The 20,262-nt window shown below is 75.1% G+C and carries 20 protein-coding genes; 7 read left to right on the forward strand and 13 right to left on the reverse strand.

Annotation, left to right across the window (positions count from 1 at the left end; all coding sequences use genetic code 11):
* Positions 1 to 42: 42 nt before the first annotated feature.
* On the reverse strand, positions 43 to 1,245 hold the full coding sequence (locus ACFY60_RS15050) for a barstar family protein (protein ID WP_388615400.1): 1,203 nt from the start codon (positions 1,243 to 1,245) through the stop codon (positions 43 to 45).
* A gap of 61 nt (positions 1,246 to 1,306) precedes the next feature.
* Here ACFY60_RS15050 and ACFY60_RS15055 point away from each other — a divergent pair, with 61 nt between their 5' ends.
* A complete protein-coding gene (locus ACFY60_RS15055) occupies positions 1,307 to 2,107 on the forward strand; it encodes a DUF817 domain-containing protein (protein ID WP_388615402.1) in 801 nt (266 codons plus the stop codon).
* 29 nt (positions 2,108 to 2,136) lie between these two features.
* On the opposite strand, the gene ACFY60_RS15060 is transcribed toward ACFY60_RS15055, so the two are convergent.
* Positions 2,137 to 2,310: a hypothetical protein gene (locus tag ACFY60_RS15060; RefSeq protein WP_388615404.1), complete on the reverse strand. Its 174-nt coding sequence runs from the start codon at positions 2,308 to 2,310 to the stop codon at positions 2,137 to 2,139.
* A gap of 208 nt (positions 2,311 to 2,518) precedes the next feature.
* Positions 2,519 to 3,076, reverse strand: coding sequence for a TetR/AcrR family transcriptional regulator (locus ACFY60_RS15065; RefSeq protein WP_388615407.1), 558 nt, complete (start codon positions 3,074 to 3,076; stop codon positions 2,519 to 2,521).
* A 93-nt stretch (positions 3,077 to 3,169) separates the two neighbouring features.
* On the opposite strand from ACFY60_RS15065, the gene ACFY60_RS15070 reads away from it, so the two are divergent.
* Together ACFY60_RS15070 and ACFY60_RS15075 are read left to right on the forward strand one after the other, a co-directional pair.
* Positions 3,170 to 3,781, forward strand: a complete 612-nt coding sequence (locus tag ACFY60_RS15070; RefSeq protein WP_388615410.1) for a DUF2867 domain-containing protein — start codon at positions 3,170 to 3,172, stop codon at positions 3,779 to 3,781.
* Between the two features lie 116 nt (positions 3,782 to 3,897).
* Positions 3,898 to 4,356: a GNAT family N-acetyltransferase gene (locus ACFY60_RS15075; protein ID WP_388615413.1), complete on the forward strand. Its 459-nt coding sequence runs from the start codon at positions 3,898 to 3,900 to the stop codon at positions 4,354 to 4,356.
* 88 nt (positions 4,357 to 4,444) lie between these two features.
* Here ACFY60_RS15075 and bla read toward each other — a convergent pair whose 3' ends face one another.
* The 5 genes from bla to ACFY60_RS15100 all read right to left on the reverse strand — a co-directional run bounded on the left by bla (position 4,445) and on the right by ACFY60_RS15100 (position 11,912).
* A complete protein-coding gene (gene bla, locus ACFY60_RS15080; protein ID WP_388615415.1) occupies positions 4,445 to 5,362 on the reverse strand; it encodes a class A beta-lactamase in 918 nt (305 codons plus the stop codon).
* 98 nt (positions 5,363 to 5,460) lie between these two features.
* Positions 5,461 to 8,361, reverse strand: coding sequence for an NHLP bacteriocin export ABC transporter permease/ATPase subunit (locus tag ACFY60_RS15085; RefSeq protein ID WP_388615418.1), 2,901 nt, complete (start codon positions 8,359 to 8,361; stop codon positions 5,461 to 5,463).
* A gap of 1 nt (position 8,362) precedes the next feature.
* Positions 8,363 to 10,480: an NHLP family bacteriocin export ABC transporter peptidase/permease/ATPase subunit gene (locus ACFY60_RS15090; protein WP_388615682.1), complete on the reverse strand. Its 2,118-nt coding sequence runs from the start codon at positions 10,478 to 10,480 to the stop codon at positions 8,363 to 8,365.
* 269 nt (positions 10,481 to 10,749) lie between these two features.
* Positions 10,750 to 11,559, reverse strand: coding sequence for an HlyD family efflux transporter periplasmic adaptor subunit (locus ACFY60_RS15095; protein WP_388615421.1), 810 nt, complete (start codon positions 11,557 to 11,559; stop codon positions 10,750 to 10,752).
* Between the two features lie 101 nt (positions 11,560 to 11,660).
* Positions 11,661 to 11,912 carry a hypothetical protein gene (locus ACFY60_RS15100; RefSeq protein WP_388615424.1) on the reverse strand — a complete coding sequence of 84 codons (252 nt, stop codon included), beginning with the start codon at positions 11,910 to 11,912 and terminating at the stop codon, positions 11,661 to 11,663.
* Positions 11,913 to 12,360: 448 nt separating this feature from the next.
* Here ACFY60_RS15100 and ACFY60_RS15105 point away from each other — a divergent pair, with 448 nt between their 5' ends.
* The 4 genes from ACFY60_RS15105 to ACFY60_RS15120 all read left to right on the forward strand — a co-directional run bounded on the left by ACFY60_RS15105 (position 12,361) and on the right by ACFY60_RS15120 (position 15,518).
* Complete coding sequence (locus tag ACFY60_RS15105) at positions 12,361 to 13,179, forward strand: hypothetical protein (RefSeq protein ID WP_388615426.1); 819 nt, start codon at positions 12,361 to 12,363, stop codon at positions 13,177 to 13,179.
* Between the two features lie 138 nt (positions 13,180 to 13,317).
* Positions 13,318 to 14,013, forward strand: a complete 696-nt coding sequence (locus ACFY60_RS15110) for a type 1 glutamine amidotransferase domain-containing protein (protein ID WP_388615429.1) — start codon at positions 13,318 to 13,320, stop codon at positions 14,011 to 14,013.
* A 129-nt stretch (positions 14,014 to 14,142) separates the two neighbouring features.
* The gene (locus ACFY60_RS15115; RefSeq protein WP_388615431.1) at positions 14,143 to 14,910 is read left to right on the forward strand and encodes an SDR family NAD(P)-dependent oxidoreductase; all 768 of its coding nucleotides are present in this window, start codon (positions 14,143 to 14,145) and stop codon (positions 14,908 to 14,910) included.
* Positions 14,907 to 15,518, forward strand: a complete 612-nt coding sequence (locus ACFY60_RS15120) for a hypothetical protein (RefSeq protein ID WP_388615434.1) — start codon at positions 14,907 to 14,909, stop codon at positions 15,516 to 15,518. Before ACFY60_RS15115 ends, ACFY60_RS15120 begins: the two co-directional genes overlap by 4 nt.
* A 9-nt stretch (positions 15,519 to 15,527) precedes the next feature.
* Here the strand turns inward: ACFY60_RS15120 and ACFY60_RS15125 are convergent, their stop codons facing one another.
* From ACFY60_RS15125 to ACFY60_RS15145, 5 genes are all read right to left on the reverse strand, one after another.
* Positions 15,528 to 16,202, reverse strand: a complete 675-nt coding sequence (locus ACFY60_RS15125; RefSeq protein ID WP_388615437.1) for a GntR family transcriptional regulator — start codon at positions 16,200 to 16,202, stop codon at positions 15,528 to 15,530.
* Between the two features lie 80 nt (positions 16,203 to 16,282).
* Positions 16,283 to 17,287: a proline racemase family protein gene (locus ACFY60_RS15130; RefSeq protein WP_388615440.1), complete on the reverse strand. Its 1,005-nt coding sequence runs from the start codon at positions 17,285 to 17,287 to the stop codon at positions 16,283 to 16,285.
* A 75-nt stretch (positions 17,288 to 17,362) separates the two neighbouring features.
* Positions 17,363 to 18,271 (reverse strand): dihydrodipicolinate synthase family protein, encoded by a 909-nt coding sequence (locus ACFY60_RS15135; RefSeq protein WP_388615442.1) that lies wholly within the window; start codon positions 18,269 to 18,271, stop codon positions 17,363 to 17,365.
* Between the two features lie 56 nt (positions 18,272 to 18,327).
* Positions 18,328 to 19,962: an FAD-dependent oxidoreductase gene (locus tag ACFY60_RS15140; RefSeq protein WP_388615445.1), complete on the reverse strand. Its 1,635-nt coding sequence runs from the start codon at positions 19,960 to 19,962 to the stop codon at positions 18,328 to 18,330.
* Positions 19,943 to 20,245: a (2Fe-2S)-binding protein gene (locus ACFY60_RS15145; protein ID WP_388615448.1), complete on the reverse strand. Its 303-nt coding sequence runs from the start codon at positions 20,243 to 20,245 to the stop codon at positions 19,943 to 19,945. The genes ACFY60_RS15140 and ACFY60_RS15145 overlap by 20 nt, the downstream gene beginning before the upstream one ends.
* Between the last annotated feature and the right edge of the window lie 17 nt (positions 20,246 to 20,262).

Genomic DNA, 20,262 nt, shown 5'->3' on the forward strand with positions numbered 1-20,262 from the left:
CGGCACCGGGGGCGGAGGCGCGTGGGGCCCGGCACCCTCGGTTCACCGGAGCACGACCGTGACGCCGCGCCGTTCGAGAAGCCGCACGATGGCCTCGACGTAGGAGAGACCGTCCTGCGGATCCCCCACGACGTCCGCGAGCGCTCGGCGCGCCGTCCCGGAGTCGTGCCAGGTCAGGGTGAAGGGAGGGACCACTCCGAACCCCCCGCCCAGGCAGTCCTCGAACGCGTTCCACTCCCGGCCGAAGTAGCGCCCGGGCCCGAGCAGGGCCTCGGCCATCGCGCAGTGCAGGCCGGGGACGTCCGTGACGAACCGGCCGTCGAGATGGTGCTCGCCTCCGGACCGGTCCGGCCGGGCCGGGGGCACCCGCCAGGCGCGGGTGGTGAGGTCCAGCCACGCGGCCCTGCCCCGCGCGTCGTACGGCGCCCACAGGTTGGGCTCCGTCGGCGGGCCCGGGTACCACGCGGCCCAGACCGGGCGGTCCGCCGGTGTCGGCCGGTCGTCACCACCGTCGGTGAGGGTGATGTCGAGGAGAGTGCCGCCGAGGACCGACGGCCGCGCTCCGGCGACGGCCAGGCCGACGGGGCGGGAGGCCGTCACGGCGCCCTGACGGTCCAGAACCAGGAGGCATGCCCGGTCCCGCTCCGACCGGCGGGGCCGCCGCAGCGCCGCGAGCAGCGGTTCCGCGGGCTCGCAGCCGATCAGCTCCAGCGGGACGGGAGCCGGGTCCACCCGCGCCTCGAACAGGCCGTCCACCCCGGAGCACCGGCCCGCACTCTCCGCGGCGACCGTCGTTCCCGCGAAGAGCTCGAAGCGCGGCACCGACGGCGGCGCGACGAAGGCGTCCTCGTTCCTGACACCGGCGCCGAGCACGATGTCGTACCGTCCCGGGTCGGCCGGGTGGGGGCGGTGGGCCACCACGACCGCGTCGACGAGGGTCCACCACTGCACGGGCCTCCCGCCGTCCCACACCTCGACGCATACGTCACCCAGGCCCCGTGGGGCGCCGGGTTCGGCCAGGACCTCGCTCAGGAGACCGTCGGGGCGGCACCCGCGGAGGGTGAGGACCTCCCGTGGGGGCGGGACCGGGTCGACGAAGAATCCCTCGGCACCCGCGCACCTCCCCCAGAACTCCTCCCCGCCCTCCTGGTCCTCCCGCACCAGGAGGTACTTCACCGGAAAGCCCCGGTCCCACGTGGCGTGATCCGCGATGCGCACCCGGCCCCCGAACATGTGAGCAGTCATCGCGCCCACGATACGGACATCCGCCCGAAACCGTGTGCGAGCCGGCCGCGTCCCTCCCCGCATGGAGACAGTCATCCGCGCGGCCCGCCACCTCCTGCGCTTCGCGGTCCTCGAGGCGCGCTGCTGCGCCTTCGCCGTCGCGCTCGTCGGGGGCATCGCCGTCTCGGGCCTGCTGCCGGAGCTCCCCCTGGCCCGCTACGACCTCCTGCTCCTCCACGGCGCCGGCCTCACCCTCCTGTCCTGGCGGCTCGGCTGGGACAGCGGCAGGGACCTCGCCGTGATCGCCGGCTGTCATGCGATCGGCCTGCTGTTCGAGCTGGTGAAGGTGCGGCTGGGGTCCTGGAGCTACCCGGAGGAGGCCCTGACGAAGGTGGGGGGCGTCCCGCTGTACGGCGGGTTCATGTACGCGGCCGTGGGCAGCTACGTGTGCCGGGCCTGGCACCTGATGGACCTGCGGCTCACCGGCTACCGTCCCCGTCTCATGGCCGTCCTCGCCGGCGCCGTGTACGTCAACTTCTTCAGCCACCACTGGCTGCCGGACGCCCGCTGGGCACTCGCGGCGCTGATCCTCCTGGCGACGGCGGGGACCTGGGTGCGCTTCCGCGTCGGGACGCGGGACCACCGGATGCCGCTCGCCCTCTCCTTCGTCCTGATCGGTTTCTTCCTGTGGGTCGCCGAGAACGCGGCGACGTACCTGGGCGCGTGGAGCTATCCGCACCAGCTGGACGGCTGGGAGCCGGTGCCGGTCGCCAAGTTCGGTGCCTGGGCCCTGCTGATCACGGTCACCTTCGTCCTCGCCGCGGCGACCACGGGCACCACCCGCCGCCTCGGCCCGGCGCCGGGCGCCGGGGCCGTACCCTGACGGTCCCGGCGAGCGGGGCGGCGGCCCGGCTACTCGTCGCGCTCGAAGTCGGCTTCCGCGCGCTCCTGGTCGAGGTCGGACTGGGCGTGCGCGTACAGGTCGTGCACGAACTGCCGGGCGTCCTCGCGCGAGATGCCGTCGGCGAGCCCGAGCAGCCGTTCGGTCCAGGGGCCGAACGGGTCGCCGGTCGCGGAATCGGCCATGGTGACGCCTCCTGCGGTGAGCGCGGCCGGCCCGCGGGAGGGATCCGCGGGGCGGGGGTGGACACCCACCCCCGTTCATGCTCGGCCGGGCCGCGGGGCGCCGCAATCCGGGCCGCCGGCGGGCGGCCGGCCCGGCCGGTCCACCCGTGTTGTGCCGCTCGGTCCCGCCCGCGACGGGGCCGCCCGGCGGGCACGGCGCGCCCGGCCGTCAGCCGGGCGGGCGCAGCAGGAACTCCCCCGCCAGGCCCACGGCCTCGAAGGTGGTGCGCCCCGGATGGTCGGCGGCGATGAAGTGGCGGCCGATCGCGAGCGTGAAGGTGAGGATGCTGCGGGCCTCCACCTCGTCGGGATCGGTGAGGAAGCCGCCGTACATCGACCGCAGGAAGTCCATCCGTACGTTGTCCACCCGCCGCAGACGGGCGGCGACCGCCGGATCGTGGCGGGCCCACTCGCGTACCGCGAGGTCGACGCGGTGCAGCTCCTCGGCGAAGGTGAGGCGGCCGGCCCTGCGCAGGCGTTCGGCGGGGTCGCCGCCCTCCCCGGCCACCTGGTCCAGGATGTCGCCGGTGCACCGGCGCTCCCACGTGTCGAGCATCTCGGCGAGCAGCGCCGCCCGGCCGTCGAAGTGGCCGTAGAAGCCGCCCTTCGTCACCCCGAGGTCGGCGGCCAGAACCTCCACGCGCACGGCGTCGGGGCCGCCCCTGGCGAGGGCTTCCAGACCGGCTTCGATCCAGCGGTTCCGGGGGGTGCGAGGGGTGGGGGGCACGCTTTCACCTGCTCGTGGGGACGTCGGGGCGGCGTTCCGTACGCTACCGTACACATCATTCATACGGCACCGTACAGAACGAGAGGCCGCACCATGGCTCGTCTTCCGAAGTCCGTGCACACCGAACAGCCGTGGCGCATCCACGCCGTGGCCCCCGACTTCACGGTCGAGGACGTGTGGTCCTTCCGGATGCCCGGCTCCGGGCCCGGTGACTTCCCCGTCGCGCTGGCGGCGCTGCGGGCCTCCGGCGGCCTCGCCCGGCAGCCCGGGCCCGCCCGCCTCCTCTTCGCCCTCCGCTGGAAGCTCGGCGCGCTCCTCGGCTGGGACGACCCCCGCGCCGGCGTGGGCGGGCGCGTCACCTCGCTCCGGGAGCGGCTGCCCGCCGACATGCGGGACGTGCCGCCGGGCGAGGACAGTGACGCGCTGCCGCTGAAGGGGGTCTACGAACTCGCCACGGAGTCGGCCCGGGAGCTGGCCAACAAGACCGTGCACAGCGTGATGCACCTCGGCTGGGTGCGCGGGGCGGACGGCGACCACGAGCTGCGCATGGCGGTGCTCGTCAAGCCCAACGGACGGTTCGGACGGCTGTACATGGCCGCCATCGCGCCCTTCCGGTACGGCATCGTCTACCCGGCCCTGGAGCGGAGGTGGGAAGCGGCCTGGCGGGAGCACCGGGCCGCCTCCCCGGGCCGGGAAGGGGCCTGAGACGGGGGACGGGGCGCGACCCCGGTGCGCCGGCGTCCCCCGCCCTCCGGGATGATCGGTTCCTCTGCTCGTCGTGTCCCTTTCGGCGGGCACCGGAACAAGCGAGTGTGAGCTCCATGTCGACCGACATCACGGTCCGCGCGGTACGCGCCGGCGACTTCCCCCAGTGGCGCGCCCTCTACCGGGGGTACGCCGATTTCTACGGGGTCGAGCAGACCGAGGAGGCCGCCGGCCTCGTCTGGTCCTGGGTCAACGATCCCGGCCACGAGGTCGGCGCCCTCGTCGCCGAGGACGGCGAGGGCCGCCTCGTCGGCCTGGCGCACTACCGGCCCTTCGCCCGCCCCCTGTCGGCCACCACCGGCTGCTTCCTGGACGACCTGTTCGTCGACCCGGCCCGTCGCGGCTCCGGGGCGGCGGACCTCCTCCTCGGCGCTCTGCGCGGGCTCGCCGCCGAGCGCGGCTGGAGCGTGGTGCGCTGGATCACCGCCGACGACAACCACCGGGCCCGCGCCAAGTACGACCAGGTGGCCACGCGCACGATGTGGGTCACGTACGACATGACGCCCGGCGCCTGAAGCGCCCCGCCCCCGGCAAGGGGGCGGGGCGGCCAGGGCGCCGCGCCCGGCGCCGTACGGCCCTGTGACCCGGCCTACGGCGTCCGGCTCAGACCAGTGCCCCGGCGAGTACGGCGGCCGTCGACGCCACGAGCGCGCTGTCGTTCGCGGCGTCCTCCTCGGGCTGGGCCGTCAGGACGGCGAGGACGACGGGGGTGCCGTCCGGGGCCCAGGCGACGCCGACGTCGTTGGCGCCGCCGTAGCGGGGGCTTCCCGTCTTGTCGGCCACGAGCCAGTCGGCGGGCAGGCCGCGGCGGAACCGCTCGCTGTTGGTGCTGTTGCGCAGCAGCCAGTCGGTGAGCCGGGCCCGGTCCGGGGCGTCCAGCGCGTCGCCGAGGACGAGCCGGGCGTACGTCAGGCCGATGGCGTGCGGGCTGGTGGTGTCGGTGACGCGCCAGGGCTCCGCCGAGTTGAGCTCGGGCTCCCAGCGGTCGAGCCGGGTCACGCGGTCCCCGAGGCTGCGGCAGAAGCGGGTGACCGCCGTGGGTCCGCCCAGCTCCCGCAGCAGCAGGTTCCCGGCGGTGTTGTCGCTGTGCCGGACGGTGGCGTCGCAGAGTTCGGCGACGGTCAGGCCGCCGGCGATGTTCTTCGGCTCGCCGGTGACCGGGGAGTACCCGGACCGCTCCACGTACGCGGCGGTGTAGTGGACACGCCGGCCGAGGTACTCCCCGTCGCGGTCCAGGTCACGCAGGACGGCCGCCGCGGCGAGGGTCTTGAAGACGGAGGCGATCGGGAAGCGTTCGGCGGCGCGGTACGCGACCGTACGTCCGGTGCGCATGTTGCGGGCGAAGACGCCCAGCCGGGCGGTGTGGTCCCGTTCCAGTCTCCGCAGCCTGGCGACGGCGCCGCCGTCCTCGGGTGCGGCGTGGGCGGTGCCGCCGCCGAGGGCGAGGGCGGCGGTGAGGGCCGTGCCCGCGCCCAGGGCGAGCGCGGTACGACGGGAGGGAGCCGGCCGGTCGGTGTGCACGTGAGTCCTTCCGCTGATGATCACTGACACCACTCAACACGCCCCGGGACTCACCCTGGTTGCACCTCGCCGCACCCGCCCCGCGCACCGGGGGCGGTTCAGCGCAGCTGGCGGCGGACCAGTTCGTGGAAGAGGCCGGTGGTGTCGGCGAGCAGTTCCGCCGGGGTGCCCTCCTGGACGACGCGGCCGTCCGCCAGGGCGATCACCCGGTCCGCGTCCATGATCGTGGACAGGCGGTGGGCGACGACGATCCGGGTGGCCTGCAGAGCCTTGGTCGACTCGATGACCACGCGCTGCGCCTCGTTGTCCAGGGCACTGGTCGCCTCGTCCAGGAAGAGGACGCGCGGCCGCCGGACGAGCGCCTGGGCGATCATCAGCCGCTGCCGCTGGCCGCCCGAGACGGTGCCGCCGCCGTCGGACAGCATGGTGTGCAGGCCCATGGGCATGGCCTTGATGTCCTCGGCCAGGCCGGCCATCGCGGCCGCCTCCCACACCTCCTCCGGCGAGTGGGCCTCGGCGCCGCGGATGCAGTCGAGGATCGAGCCGGCGAAGGGCTGGGCGTTCTGCAGCACGACCCCGCACTGCCGGCGCACGGCCGCGCGGTCGAGGGCCGCCAGGTCCTGCCCGTCGTACAGCACGCTGCCGGAGAGCGGTTCGTCGAAGCCGATGAGCAGCCGGAGCAGGGTGGACTTGCCGCTGCCGCTGGCCCCGACGATCGCGACGAACTCGCCGGGCGCGATCCGGAAGCTGACGTCGTCGAGGACGAGCGGGGCGTCCTCCGCGTACCGGTAGGAGAGGTTCGTGACCTCGATCTCGCCGGTGAGGCCGCCCGGCGGGGCGCCCGCGCCCGCCGCCTCGGGCACGGCCCGCAGGATGGGCCGGACCCGCTCGAACATCGGCTGCACGGCGGCGGCCGAGAGCAGTGCGCCCGTGACCTGGGTGACGGACGACAGCAGCATCGTCAGGGCCGTACCGAAGGTGAGGAACTCACTGGGCGTCAGGGTGCCGCGCGCGGGGCCGGCGAGGAGCATGAACATCACGAGGGTGCACAGCGGCAGACAGACCGCGCTCAGCACCGCGAGGACGTTCTTGATCCGTCCCACCCGCCGGTGGAGTTCGCGGGTACGGGCGAACTCCCGCGCCCAGGCGGCGTAGGCGAAGCTCTCGGCCGCCGCCACGCGCAGTTTCGCCAGCCCGCGCAGCGTCTGGTAGGCCTGGTTGTCGAGGCGGTCGCCGAGGCGGATCAGCTGCCGCTGGAAGCGCAGCTGCCACAGCCCCAGGCCGAGGAAGACCGCCGCCACCGCCAGCAGCAGGCCGATCGCGACCAGCCCCAGGGGCACGCTGTGGGTCAGGAGCAGCACGAGGCTCATGGTGCCGACGGTGCTCGCCTGGACGACGACGGGGCCCGTGCCGGACAGGACCCGGCGGATGGCGCTGATCCCCATGGCGGCGCCCGCGAGCTCGCCGGTGGAGCGCCCGGTGAAGAAGGTCGCCGGCAGGCGCAGGAGCCGGTCCCAGACGGCGGGCTGCAAGGTGGCCTCGATGCGGCCCTCCATGCGGAGGATGGCGGTGTTCTGCAGGAGCATGAAGGCGGCGGAGACCACGGCGGTGGCGATGATCGCGAGTCCCGCCTGGACGATGAGGCCCTCCTCGGCGGCGGGTACGTAGGAGCCGAGGACCCTGCCGGTGGCGAGGGGGACGAGGGCTCCCGCACCGACGGAGACCAGGCCGCCGAGGAGCAGCGCGCGCAGGTCGGCGCGGGTGCCGACGAGGCTGAACCGCAGCAGCCGGAGCAGGCCGAGCGGCCGGTCGGGCAGCGGCCGGTGGAACATGACGGCGCGCGGGTCGAGTTCCGCCGCCTCGGCCCGGCCGATCCGGACGCGCGTGCCGGCGGCGGGGTCGACCGCCTCGTACCGGCCGCGCCGCCACAGCAGGGCGACGGGACGGGCGTCGGCCGTGCGCCGGCCGACCAGGGGGCCGCTGTTCTCGCGCCACCAGTCGCCGTCGAGCCGGACGGCGCGGGTGCGGACGCGGGAGGCGAGCGCGATGCGTTCGACCGGGTCGAGCCGGCCCGCGACCGCGCCGACGGCGGTGGGTTCCGCCAGGGTGACGCGCGCCTCGCGGGCGACGGCGCGGCAGACGGCGTAGGTGGCGTCGTCCCCGCCCCCGGTGGCCCGAGGGCCGTCCCCGGTGCGGCCGAGGGAGGCGAGCAGCGTGCGGTCCGCCTCCGTACGCGCGGCCCGGCCCGCCTCGATGCCGGCGGCGGCGCGGTCCTCGTGGGCGCGTTCGAGTTCCTCGATCCAGCCGTCCAAGGCGTGGAGCAGGCGGTACTGGAGGTCGACCATGCCCTGCCACATCACGGGGTCGACGAGGAGGGCGGGGCCGCCGCCGTACGCTCCGGATCCGTAGGCTCCGGAGCCGTACGCGACGCCGCCGGGAGCGACCGGCACCCAGAGGATGTCGTCGTCCGCGGCACCGGGGTCGAGTCCGGCACGGCCGCCGAGCGGGGCCTGGTAGAGGACGCGCAGACCCCGCCCGATGCCGAGCGCGAAGGCCTGTTCGAGGGGCCCGGGTCCCGTTCCGCCCGTGCCGTCCCCGCCGCCGTACGCGGTCTGTCCGTCGTACCCGCCGTACGGGTCCGGGGCGGCGGGCGCGGTCAGTTCACCCAGCTCGACGCGGCGCAGGAGGCAGCCCTCCAGGGGCCTGCCGATCAGGGTGTGGCCGGGGCCTTGGACGGGGCCGAGGAGGAGGGTGCCGGCCGGGAGGCGGCCCAGGAAGTGCCAGGGGCCGACCAGGGCGGCGTCGAGGGCGAACAGGTCCATGGCGCCCTCGGCGACGAGCCACAGCACGTGGGGGCCTTCGAGGAGGACGCTGTTCAGGCCGGCACCGTCGACGGGTGTGCCGAGGCCGCCGAGGGCCGCGACGACCGGGTCGGAGGCGGGATCCGCGGGAGAGGCGGCGGCCACGGGCGCGGCGGTGGGCTGCTGCGGGAACGTCACCTCAGCGCTCCTTGACCAGGTCGGCGTAGACCCCGCCCGCGGCGACGAGCTGCTCGTGCCGGCCGCGCTCCACGACCGTGCCCCGGTCCAGGACCAGGATCTCGTCGCTGTCGCGGACCGTGCTCAGCCGGTGGGCGATGACCACGCAGGCGCAGCCGCGGCGCCGGATGTTGTCGATGACGATCTGCTCGGTGGCGGCGTCGAGGGCGCTGGTCACCTCGTCCAGGATCAGGACGCTGGGCCGGCGGACCAGCGCGCGGGCGATCTCCAGGCGCTGTCGCTGGCCGCCGGAGAAGTTGCGGCCGTCCTGTTCGACCCGGCTGTGGATGCCGCCGGGGCGGCGGGCGACCACGTCGAGGACGGCGGCGTCCTCCAGGGCGGCGGTGACGGCCTCGTCGGGGACGGTCGGGTCCCACAGCGTCACGTTGTCGCGGACGGTCCCCTCGAAGAGGAACACGTCCTGGTCCACGAAGGCGACGGAGGCGGCCAGAGTGCCGCGCGGGATGTCCTCCAGCCTCGTTCCGTCGATGCGGAGCGTGCCCTCCCAGGGGGTGTACAGGCCGGACATCAGCCGGGAGACGGTCGACTTCCCGCTGCCGGAGCCACCGACCAGCGCGACCTGGCGGCCGGGGCCGACGGAGAGCGAGAAATCCCGCAGCAGCGGGGGGTCCAGAGGGCTGTAGCCGAAGGTGATGCCGTCGAGTTCGACATGGCCGGTGAGGCGGCGTGGGCGGGCACCGGGGTCGTCGCGGGTGTGCGCGGGGTCGGCGGGGAAGTCCTCCACGTCCTTGAGCCGGGCCACGTCGGCGGCGAAGTCCTGGATGCGTCCGGCCACCCCGCCGAGGCGGGTGAGGGGGGCGGTGAAGCTGGTGACCAGGGCCTGGAAGGCGACCAGGAGGCCGACCGTGAGGTGCCCCTCGACGGCGCGCAGGCCGCCGGTCATCAGGATCAGGGCGCTGTTGAGAGTGGCCAGGGTGGGGGCGACGACGGCCAGCCACGCGCCCGGCACCCCGAGCCGCTGCTGCACGTCGAGGGTGGTGGCGTGCTGGCCGGCCCAGCGGCGGAAGAAGCCGTCCTCGCCCCCGGTGGCCTTCATCGTCTCGATGAGCTGGAGGCCGCTGTAGGAGGTGTTGGTCAGCCGGGCGCTCTCGGCGCGGAGCTTCTGCGTGCCGGTGGCGCGCAGCTGGAGCACGACGCGCAGGGCGACGACGTTCAGCAGGGCGATCAGGACACCGACGACCGTGAGGTGGGGGTCGTACGTCCACAGGACCACCGCGTACAGCAGGACGACGGCGGCGTCGACGCCGGCCGCGGCCAGGTCGCGGGCGAGGGTCTCGGCGACGGCGTCGTTGGAGCGGAGCCGCTGGACGAGGTCGGCGGGGCTCCGCTGGGCGTAGAAGCCGAGCGGAAGCCGCAGCAGGTGCCGTAGGAAGCGGGCGCTGCCGAGGGTGGAGGAGATGAGGCGCCCGCGCAGCAGGTTGGCCTGCTGGAGGGCGGTGAGGGTGGCGGTGAGGACGAGGGCGGCGGCCATCGCGGTGAACACCACCCCGAGGAGGGAGGTCTGGCCGCCGATGAGGAAGAGGTCGATGTACGTGCGGCTGAGCGCGGGCAGCCACGCGCCGACGACGACCAGGAGGAGGCTGGCGAGGACGGCGGCGGCCATGGTGCCGGAAGTGCCGCGCAGCCGGGCGGGCAGGGCGGCGAGGACGCCCGGCCTGCGGCCGCCCCGGCGGAAGGCGGGACCCGGCTCGAAGGTGAGGACGATGCCGGTGAAGGCGGAGTCGAACTCCTCCATGGTGACGAACCTGCGGCCCCGGTCGGGGTCGTTGATGTGGACACCGCGGCGGCCGAAGCGCCGGCCCATGCCGTCGTAGACGACGTAGTGGTTGAACTCCCAGAAGAGGATGGCGGGGGCGGCCACCCCGGCGAGGGCCGCGAGGTCCATCTGCATGCCCTTGGCCCGGAGGCCGTACCCGCGGGCCGCCTTGAGGAGATTGCTGGCCCGGGAGCCGTCACGGGAGACGCCGCAGGCGATGCGCAGTTCTTCCAGCGGGACGAAGCGGCCGAAGTGGCCCAGGACCATGGCGAGGGCGGCGGCGCCGCACTCGACGGCCTCCATCTGGAGCACGGTGGGGGTGCGGACGGCGCGGGGGCGCCTGCCCCGGGGGGTGGCGGTGCGGCGCCGGGAGGCGGTGGCCGGCTGCCGGCGGGCCCCGGCACGGCCGGTCCCCGGGAGGGCGGCCAGGGAGCGGGCCGGCGCGGAGCGGCCCTTGCGGCCGACGGCGCGGGCGGCGGCGCGCGCGCCCGGGCCCCGGTCCCCGGGGGCGGCGGAGTCGGCGGGGCGCCGGGCAGCGGCGGTGCCCGGACCGGCGGGCTGACGCGGGGCGCTCACGGCAGGAGCCAGTCGACGGGGCGCTGCGCGGCCAGGTGGACGGCCCCGGTGACGGGCGTACCGGAGGCGAGGCCGTGCGGGGGGCCGCCGGCCGTGGACCAGGCGTAGCCGGAGGGGGTGGTGGAGCGTTCCAGGTCGACGAGGACGGCGACCGGGGTGCCCTGCCCCTGGCGGGCGAACTGGGCGGCGAGCCCGTTGTCGCCGAGGAAGGAGGCGATGCGCTGCGGGGTCTGGGGCGTACGGCTCACCTCGCGGACGCGCCCGCGCAGGACGCCGAAGCGGTCGCGCGGGACCGCCTGTACGCCGAGGTCGACCGGGGCGCCCGCCCGCAGGGTGGCGGCGCTCTCGCCGGGCAGGTACAGCACGGCCGTCAGGGGCGCCTTCGGATCGGTCACGCGCTCCACGGTCGCCACGTCCGCGCCGGTGGTGACGACGGAACCGGTCCGCGCGTACAGGGTGGTGACCCGCCCTCCGGCCACGGCGCGCACGGGCCTGTCACCGCCGGCGGTGCGGACCAGGAGCAGGGGCGCGCCGGCGGCCACCGGCCGGCCCTCGTCGGCGAGGACGCGGACGACCTGTCCGGCGACGGGGCTCTGGAGGAGGTAGCTGCCCTCGGCATGGGTGAGGACACCGGCGGCGCTCACCTTGGAGGTGACGGTGCCGGTGACGGCCCAGAAGGTCGCGGCCGCCATGACGGCGACGGTGACGGCGAGGACCAGACGTCCCTGCGGGCGGGCGAAACGCACGGGAACGTCGAGTTCTTCGGGCGATTGCAGCTTGGAAAGCGCCTTTTGGCGGAACTGCACGGACTATTCCTTCGACTGCATTCTTGTCGGGCGGGCGCGGCGTGCCGCGAACCCCGGAACCGGGGAAGGTTCCGGGGTTCGCGGCGGAATTCCGCTCAGCTTCAGATGCCGGCCAGACCGGTGATGCCCGCGGTGTTCACCGAGACACCCGTGATGCCGGAGGCCAGGCCGGGGACGCCGGCGGCGAGGCTCTCGACGCCCTGGACCGTCTGGAGGGAGCCGACGGTGCCGAGGACGTTGGTGACGTCGTTGGTCAGCGCGCCGGCGAGGCCGCCGGAGACGGTGACGAGGCCACCGGACACGGCGTCGAGGTCGGCGTCGGAGATCTCGGCGGTCTCAAGGTCGTGACGCATGATGCGCACCCTTCGTTCTTTGGGGGGAATCCGTCTTCTGCGGCCGCAGCGGGCTGATCAAATCACGCGACCGGGTGACCGAACCAATTCGGTTGACGCCTCGTCATGCGCATTTCGGCATCTCGGGCGCCGACCGTGCAGCGAATTTCACCGGATGCCGACAACTTCTCCTCGGAACCGAGTAACAGATTCGGGGCCGCCGCCGACCCCGGCGGACATAACGGGACGGACAGGGGCCTGACGGCCGCGCGCCGCGCCGCCCGGGTCGGGGAACGGTGAAGGCGGACGTGCTCCACACGCGCACGTTGTGGAGGTTTCCGTCAGGTCCTCTCCTCCTCCGCCGCCGCACGCGGCGTCCCGGACCGCCGCGCGCCTTCGGGAAGTCGGCTGGACGCCGACACGCGGACCTGAAAGCCTCGTCGGCCGAGGACCGTACGAGGAGGGCTCCATGAACACCGCCGGAGAAGGACGGCAGCACCTGGACACGATCAGCGTTCTCACCGCGAAGAGGACCCTCCTCCAGCTCCTCGCGAGGGCCGGTGTCCACTCCGCCGACGCCGAGGAGCTGATCGGCCTCGTGGAGGCGGGTGTCCTCGCCGTCGCCCACCGGGAGATCGCGGGCGTGGCCGAGTCCCCGGCCGGGACCCCGTCGGCCGGCGCGGCGGGACCGGGAGGCGAAGGGGACGGGAGCGGGTCGTACGGCGGGGGCCGGCACGGCGCGGACGAGGGCGGGTCGTACGCCGCCGGCCGTCGGGACGGTGCGCGGGCGGTGGCCGACGCGCTCGGTGCCCTCGCCGACCGCGCGCTCCGGGAGGCCGTCGGCGCCGGTGACGCGGACGGGCCGGCCGACGAGGCGTGGCCGCCCGTGGGCCGGATGGAACTGGAGCGGGCGAAGGTGGCGGTCCTGCCGCACTACCTGACCTTCACCGAGCTCTCCGACCTCGACCCGGAGGTCTCCGAGCAGGTGCTGACCGCCGTGCTCGGCACCATGGGCCCCCGGCAGCGGGCCGCCTACGCGGGCCGGCTCGCCGGTTACGTCGAGGACCACCGGGCGGAGCTGGAACGGCTGTTCGCCGCGTACGGGCCCGGAAGCCCCATCGCGATCCACGGCCGTTACTCGCTCCTCCACTCCCCCGCCAGCGTCGCCGTCATGGAGCGCCTGGCCACGGCGCCCGCTGCGCTGCGCAAGGAGTGGGACGCGGCCGAGCTGCCGCCCGCGTGGCTGGACGGGCTCACGACGGCCGGGGCGCCGGGAGCACGGGGATGACACCCGCCGGGCCCCTCCTCGCGTCACGGTCGGGCCGGAAGGCGGCACCGGCTCGTTCATAGGTTCCGCGGAAGGGGGAAGGCCCAGGGGGTACGGCATCCCCGGGCCGACCGGCCCCCGTAATTCTGGAGCAACCCGATGGCGAAGATCCTTTTCGTGATGAGCGGCGCCGACCACTGGACGCTGGCGGACGGCACCCGGCACCCGACCGGTTTCTGGGCCGAGGAGGCCGTGGCCCCGTACGAGGCCTTCACCGCCGCGGGCCACGAGGTCGTCGTCGCCACCCCGGGCGGTGTCGCGCCGACGGTCGACCGGGCCAGCCTGGCGCCCGAGGTGAACGGCGGCCGGGCGGGCGCGGACCGGGTCGCCGCCGCCCTGGACGGGATGAAGGAGCTGCGCCGCCCGCTCGCGCTGGAGGACGTACGCCTCGACGACTACGCGGCCGTCTTCTACCCCGGCGGGCACGGGCCGATGGAGGACCTCGCCGTGGACGCGGTCTCCGGCCGGCTGCTGGTCGACATCCTGCGCTCGGGCAAGCCGCTGGGCATCGTCTGCCACGGTCCGGCCGCGCTGCTGGCCGCCACCACCGAGGACGGGGCGAACGCGTTCGCCGGCTACCGGGTGACCGCGTTCACCAACGCCGAGGAGACCCAGGGCGGTCTGGCCGACCGGGCGAAGTGGCTCCTGGAGACCCGGCTCGTGGACGCGGGCCTCGAGGTGAGCACGGGTGAGCCGTGGGCTCCGTACGTGATCGAGGACCGCACTCTGATCACCGGCCAGAACCCGGCGTCGTCCGCTCCGCTCGCCGCCGAGCTGCTGAAGAAGCTGGACTGACCGCCGCGCTCCCTCTCCAGGCCCCGCGGCCACCCGGGCGGCGGTCCCGCCCGGGGCACCGGCAGAATGCGTGATCACGGGCCGGGCAGCCGTCCGGCCGTCGCCGTCCGGAGGGAGAGGGGCACCGTCATGAAGCTGCCCGCGTCAGGCCGCCGCGTGCTCGTGACCGGGGCGTCGCGGGGCCTCGGCCGGGCGGTGGCCCGGGCGTTCGCCGCCAACGGCGACCGGGTCGCCGTCCACTACTCCTCGCGCGGGGAGGAGGCCCGCGAGACGTACGCGTCCCTCGCCGGCAGCGGGCACGCGCTCATCGGGCGGGACCTGACGGATCCGGCCGGCGCGGCGGAACTCTCCGACGCCGCGGCGGACGCGCTGGGCGGCATCGACGTCCTGGTGAACAACGCGGCCGTGAACATCCGGCACCCGCTGCCCGAGACCTCGTACGAGGAGTGGGTGGCCGTCTGGCAGCGGCACGTGTCCGTGAACCTGCTGGCCACCGCCCATCTGAGCCATCTCGCGGCGCGGCGGATGATCGACGCGGGAAACGGCGGCCGGATCGTCAACGTCGGTTCGCGCGGCGCCTTCCGCGGTGAGCCGGACCATCCCGCGTACGGGGCGACGAAGGCGGCCGTCCACGCCCTCGGCCAGTCGCTCGCGGTCTCCCTCGCCCCCTACGGCATCGCCGTCGCCTCGGTCGCACCGGGCTTCTTCGCGACGGAACGGGTGGCCGCCCGCCTTCAGGGCCCCGAGGGCGACGCGATCCGCGCGCAGAGCCCCTTCCACCGGGTCGCCGCACCGGAGGAGATCGCGGACGCCGTCCTGTGGCTCGCCTCCCCCGCCGCCGAATGGTCCTCCGGCACCGTCCTGGACCTCAACGGGGCCTCGTACCTCCGGACGTGAGACCCGGCCGCGCCGCCCCGGCTCCCCCTGTCTCCGGCGGCGTCCCGCCTCCCCCTTACTTCGACCTGGAGCCCGTCCTGCCCTCCACGCCTCGGCGGAGCCGTTCCGCCCACGCACTGTCCCTTCTCCTGACCACCGCACTCGCGGCCGGTGCCCTCACCGGCTGCGCGCTCGTGGAATCCGTCGCGGCGGACTGCGAGGGGACCGGCGCACGGGTGAGGGAGCTGGCGGCTCTCGGCATCCTGGACTCCCGGCCCGCCGGGGCGACGGTGCCCCGGGGCTTCGAGCAGGCCGATGCGGGATGCTGGGCGGACAGCGGTGACGTCGTGCTGTACGCGGACCGTACGTACGTCTTCTCCGGCACGGGGGAGGCCGTCGCCGCGCATTACCGGACGGCGGCGTCGCGCGACGGTTGGATCCCGTCCTCCGGGTCCCGGCCCGGCGACCTGTGCTTCACCCGGGACGGCACGACCCTGGCCGTCGTCCTCCTCACCCCCGAGCGCCTTGCCGAGAACGGCCACGGCGACCGCCGGGACCTCCGCGTCGGCACCCGCTATCGGGTCGGTGTCGAGACGCACGTGGACGGCGGTGCTTCAGCGGCCTGCTGACGGCCGGGCTCAGGCCGGCCCGGTGCCGTCCGCCCAGAGGGAGCGGACGTGGCCCAGGTGGCGGGTCATGCAGGCTTCGGCGGCCGGGGCGTCGCCGGTGAGCATCAGGTCGAGGAGTTCGAGGTGTTCCTCGGCCGAGGGGACGAGGTCACCGCGTTCGTCCAGGGCGGTGAGGCCGTAGAGGCGGGAGCGCTTGCGGAGGTCGCCGACCGTTTCGACCAGGCGCTCGTTGCCGGCGAGGCCGAGGAGGCTCAGGTGGAACAGCCGGTCGGCCTCCAGGTAGCCGATGAGGTCGTGGGCGCGGGCCGCGCGGACGATGTCCTCGGCGATGGGGCGCAGGGCCTCCAGGTCCTCACGGGCCGCGGTCGTGGTGATGCGGCCGACCATGGGGATCTCGATGAGCGCGCGGATCTCGGTGTACTGGTCGAGGTCGCGTTCGTCGACCTCGGTGACCCGGAAGCCCTTGTTGCGGACGGGCTCGACCAGGCCTTCCCGGGCGAGGTCGAGCATCGCCTCCCGGACGGGGGTGGCGGAGATGCCGAAGTCCTCGGCGAGGGTGGGCGCCGAGTACACGACGCCCGGGCGGAGTTCGCCGGAGATCAGCGCGGCGCGCAGGGCGTGGGCGACCTGGTCACGGAGCCGCTCGCGAGAGGCGTTGAGGTCGCGTCGGGTCAGGTGCCCCATGGCGGTGGTGATCCCTTCGGTCCGGTGAACGTGACCACCGTACGATGTCACGCCGCCGGCCCGGCCGGAGCCGCCGGCGGTCACAGGAGGAAGCCCGCGGGGAAGGGGTCGTCCGGGTCGAGGAAGTACTGGGCGGTGCCGGTGATCCAGGCGCGTCCGGTGACCGTGGGCACGACGGCCGGCACCCCGCCGACCTCCGTCTCGGCGGTGAGCCTGCCGGTGAAGCGGGTGCCGATGAAGGACTCGTTCACGAAGTCCTGGTGGAGCGGGAGTTCGCCGCGCGCGTGCAGCTGCGCCATGCGGGCGCTGGTGCCGGTGCCGCACGGGGAGCGGTCGAACCAGCCGGGGTGGATGGCCATGGCGTGGCGCGAGTGGCGCGCGTCCGAGCCCGGTGCGGCGAGGTAGACGTGTTTGAGCCCGGCGATCTCGGGGTGGAGGGGGTGGACGGGCCGGTCCGGTGAGGCGTTGACGGCCTCCATGACGGCGAGTCCGGCGGTGAGGAGGTCGTCCTTGCGGTCCCGCTCGAAGGGGAGTTTCAGGTCGTCGAGGGAGACGAAGGCGTAGAAGTTGCCGCCGAAGGCCAGGTCGTAGCGGACGGTGCCGTGCCCGGGCACGTCCACGGTCCGGTCCAGGGCGACGCCGAAGGCGGGCACGTTGGTGAGGGTGACCGCCGTCGCCCGGCCGCCGCTGACCTGGACGTCGACGCTCACCAGGCCGGCGGGGGTGTCGAGGCGGACGGTGGTGACCGGCTCGGTGACCGGGACCATGCCCGTCTCGACCAGGACCGTGGCGACGCCGATGGTGCCGTGGCCGCACATCGGGAGGAGTCCGGAGACCTCGATGTAGAGGACGCCGTAGTCGGCGTCGGGCCGGGTGGGCGGCTGGAGGATCGCGCCGCTCATCGCCGCGTGGCCCCGGGGCTCGTACATGAGGAGGGTCCGCAGATGGTCGAGGTGTTCGGTGAAGTGCAGCCGGCGTTCGGCCATGGTCGCGCCGGGGACGACGCCGACGCCCCCGGTGATCACGCGGGTGGGCATGCCCTCGGTGTGCGAGTCGACGGCGTGGAAGACATGACGCGTGCGCACGGGGTTCCTCTCGGTGGGCGGTGCGTTACGGGGAGGGGTGGGGCGGTGCGGGGGCGGCGGGCCCTGTGCGAACCGTCAGTGGTGCCCGTCGGCGAGGGCCTTCTCGGTGGCGGTCCGTACGGCGGCCAGGTCCTCGGCGGTGAGCGGCAGCCTGGGCGGGCGGCTGGGTCCGCCGCGGCGGCCGACGAGGTCCATGGAGCACTTGATGGCCTGGACGAACTCCGTTTTGGAGTCCCAGCGCAGCAGGGGGTGCAGGGACCGGTAGAGCGGCAGGGCGGTGGCGAGGTCGCCCCGGACGGCGGCGTGGTACAGGGCGGCGCAGGCGGCGGGGAAGGCGTTCGGGTAGCCGGCGATCCAGCCGACCGCGCCGGCCGTGGCGAGTTCCAGGAGGACGTCGTCCGCGCCGATCAGCAGGTCGAGTTCCGGGGCCAGTTCGGCGATCTCGTAGGCGCGCCGGACATCGCCGCTGAACTCCTTGACGGCCACGATGCCGCTGTCGACGTGGAGTCGGGCGAGGAGGGCGGGGGTGAGGTCGACCTTGGTGTCGATCGGGTTGTTGTACGCGACGACGGGCAGGCCCGCGTCGGCGACGTCCCGGTAGTGGGCGAGGACGGCCCGTTCGTCGGCCCGGTAGGCGTTGGGCGGCAGGAGCAGCACCGAGCCGCACCCGGCCTCGGCGGCCTGTTCGGTCCAGCGGCGGGCCTCGGCGCTGCCGTACGCGGAGACGCCGGGCATCACGCGGGCGCCGTCGCCTGCGGCCTCGACGGCGGTGCGGACGACGCGGGCGCGTTCGTCATCGGTGAGGGTCTGGTACTCGCCGAGGGATCCGTTGGGGACGACGCCGTCGCAGCCGTGGGCGATCAGCCGGGCGACGTGCTCGGCGTAGGCGTCGTGGTCGACGGAGAGGTCCTCGCGCAGGGGCAGGGCGGTGGCGACCATGATGCCGCGCCAGGGGCGCTCGGGGTTCCAGGTGGCGGTGGTCATGTCGGGCGTTCTCCTCGGGGGGCGAAGGGCGGGGGCGGACGGCGGTCCGCCGCGTCTCAGGGGGTGGAGCGGGGACGGGGTGCGGGAGGGGCCCCGGGTGGACCGGGGGTGCGCGGGGAGTCCGGCGGCCGGGGGGCGGGCGGAGACTCCGGGCCCCGCGGTGCCTCCGGATCCTCCGCGACCTCCCGGACCTCCGGGAACCCCGGCCCCGGGGGCTCCCCCTCCCCCGCAGCGAGGGCCGACAACGGCACCGGCACGGCCAGCAGGCGGCGGTCGGGCGGCGGGGCGGAGGTGCCGCGGGAGGCGAGGCAGGCGACCGCCGTCCCGCACATGCGGCCCTGGCACCAGCCCATGCCCGCGCGGGTGAGGAGCTTGACGGTGCGGGGGTCCCGGGCGCCGAGGCCGGTCACCGCCTCGCGGACCCGCCCGGCGGAAACCTCCTCGCAGCGGCAGATCTCCGTGTCGTCGGTGAGCCACCCGGCCCATCCGGGGCCCGGCGTGTGGGCGGCCGCCATCGCGTCCGCGAAGGCGCGCAGCCGGTCCCCGCGGCGCCGGAGCAGGGCGGTCCGTTCCGGGTCGGCCCGCCGGCCGAGGAGGCGGGCGGCGATGGCGCGGGCCGCCGTCTCGCCCTCGGCGCGGGCGAGTTCGGCCCCGCCCACGCCGCCGGTCTCCCCGGCGGCCCACACTCCGGGCACGGAGGTCTCCTGTTCGGCGCCGAGGGCCAGGCCCCGGGTGCCGTCGGGGAGGACGCGGGTGGCGCAGCCGACGGCGGTGGCCAGTTCGATCTGGGGGACGAGTCCGTGGCCCACGGCGAGCGCGTCGCAGGCGATCCGGCGGCCCGTGCCGGGCAGGGGCCGCCAGTCGCGGTCCAGGCGCGCGACGGTGACGGCTTCCACGCGTTCGGTGCCGTGGACCCGGGTCACCGCGCTGCGCGTACGGAGCCGTACCCGGTGCCGGAGGAGGCCGGCTCTGTACGTGAGGGCTTCGGCGGCCTTGCCGGGGTTGGCGGCGAGGACGCGCGGGGTCCGCGCGTACCGCAGGTAGCCGGCCGCCTCGACGACGGCGGGGACCCGCGCGCCGGCGGCGGCCAGGGAGGCGGCGACGGCGAGCAGCAGGGGCCCGCTGCCGGCGACGACGACACGACGGCCGGGCAGGACGAGACCGGCGCCGAGCATGGCCTGCGCTCCGCCGGCTCCGACGACCCCGGGGAGGGTCCAGCCGGGGAACGGCAGGTGGCGCTCGTGGGCGCCGGTGGCGAGGAGCAGGGCGCGCCCGCGTGTCCGGACGGGCCGGCCGTCGGTGCCGTCCGCGCCGGTGACGGCGTGCGCCGTCCAGGTGCCGTCCGACTCCCGTACCACCGTCCAGACGTGGTGCTCCGGCAGGTGGGTGAGGGTGCGGTTCGCGGCGAGGCGGCGGCCGAGGTCGGTGAAGGAGGCCCAGTCGTGGTGGGGCGCCGGGGGCCGTCCCGCGCCCAGGGCGGGGGCGGGGTGCCGGTAGTACTGGCCGCCGGGCCGGGCGGCGGAGTCCACCAGGGCGACGGTGAGGCCGAGTTCGGCGGCGGTGACGGCGCCGGTGAGGCCGGCCGGGCCGGCGCCGATGACCACCAGGTCGTACGGATCGGCGGAGGCGTCCGTGGCGGGGTGCGGGCTCTCAATGCCCGGGTCGTCGGGTTCAGCTGCCGGGACGGTCATGGCCGTGTCCTTCCTGGGTGGTGAGGGCGTCGCCGGGGCGGGCGGGGACGAGGCACGCCCGCCGGTTGGGCATCCCGTTGACGGTGGCGAGGCAGTCGTGGCACTGGCCGATGCCGCAGAAGGCGCCGCGCGGCCGGCCGCCGACGCGGGTGGTGCGCCAGGTGAGGATGCCGGCGGCCCAGAGGGCGGCGGCGAGGGTCTGGCCGGGCAGGGCGGGGACGGGCCGGCCGTCGAAGGTGATGGTGAACGGCTCGGGCCGGGCGCCGGCGGGGGTAGGGGACACGGGCCCTCCTCTCGGGA

This window comes from Streptomyces sp. NPDC012827, assembly GCF_042900905.1.
GTDB lineage: Bacteria > Actinomycetota > Actinomycetes > Streptomycetales > Streptomycetaceae > Streptomyces > Streptomyces gulbargensis.

Excerpts from the sequence above, each read along its gene's own strand:
- ACFY60_RS15070 (WP_388615410.1), top strand. The coding sequence starts at position 3,170 with ATGGCTCGTCTTCCGAAGTCCGTGCACACCGAACAGCCGTGGCGCATC.
- ACFY60_RS15115 (WP_388615431.1), top strand. The coding sequence starts at position 14,143 with ATGAAGCTGCCCGCGTCAGGCCGCCGCGTGCTCGTGACCGGGGCGTCG.
- ACFY60_RS15140 (WP_388615445.1), bottom strand. The coding sequence starts at position 19,962 with ATGACCGTCCCGGCAGCTGAACCCGACGACCCGGGCATTGAGAGCCCG.
- ACFY60_RS15125 (WP_388615437.1), bottom strand. The coding sequence starts at position 16,202 with ATGGGGCACCTGACCCGACGCGACCTCAACGCCTCTCGCGAGCGGCTC.
- ACFY60_RS15135 (WP_388615442.1), bottom strand. The coding sequence starts at position 18,271 with ATGACCACCGCCACCTGGAACCCCGAGCGCCCCTGGCGCGGCATCATG.
- ACFY60_RS15100 (WP_388615424.1), bottom strand. The coding sequence starts at position 11,912 with ATGCGTCACGACCTTGAGACCGCCGAGATCTCCGACGCCGACCTCGAC.
- ACFY60_RS15050 (WP_388615400.1), bottom strand. The coding sequence starts at position 1,245 with ATGACTGCTCACATGTTCGGGGGCCGGGTGCGCATCGCGGATCACGCC.
- ACFY60_RS15055 (WP_388615402.1), top strand. The coding sequence starts at position 1,307 with ATGGAGACAGTCATCCGCGCGGCCCGCCACCTCCTGCGCTTCGCGGTC.
- ACFY60_RS15060 (WP_388615404.1), bottom strand. The coding sequence starts at position 2,310 with ATGGCCGATTCCGCGACCGGCGACCCGTTCGGCCCCTGGACCGAACGG.
- ACFY60_RS15075 (WP_388615413.1), top strand. The coding sequence starts at position 3,898 with ATGTCGACCGACATCACGGTCCGCGCGGTACGCGCCGGCGACTTCCCC.
- ACFY60_RS15110 (WP_388615429.1), top strand. The coding sequence starts at position 13,318 with ATGGCGAAGATCCTTTTCGTGATGAGCGGCGCCGACCACTGGACGCTG.
- ACFY60_RS15090 (WP_388615682.1), bottom strand. The coding sequence starts at position 10,480 with ATGGAGGCCGTCGAGTGCGGCGCCGCCGCCCTCGCCATGGTCCTGGGC.
- ACFY60_RS15105 (WP_388615426.1), top strand. The coding sequence starts at position 12,361 with ATGAACACCGCCGGAGAAGGACGGCAGCACCTGGACACGATCAGCGTT.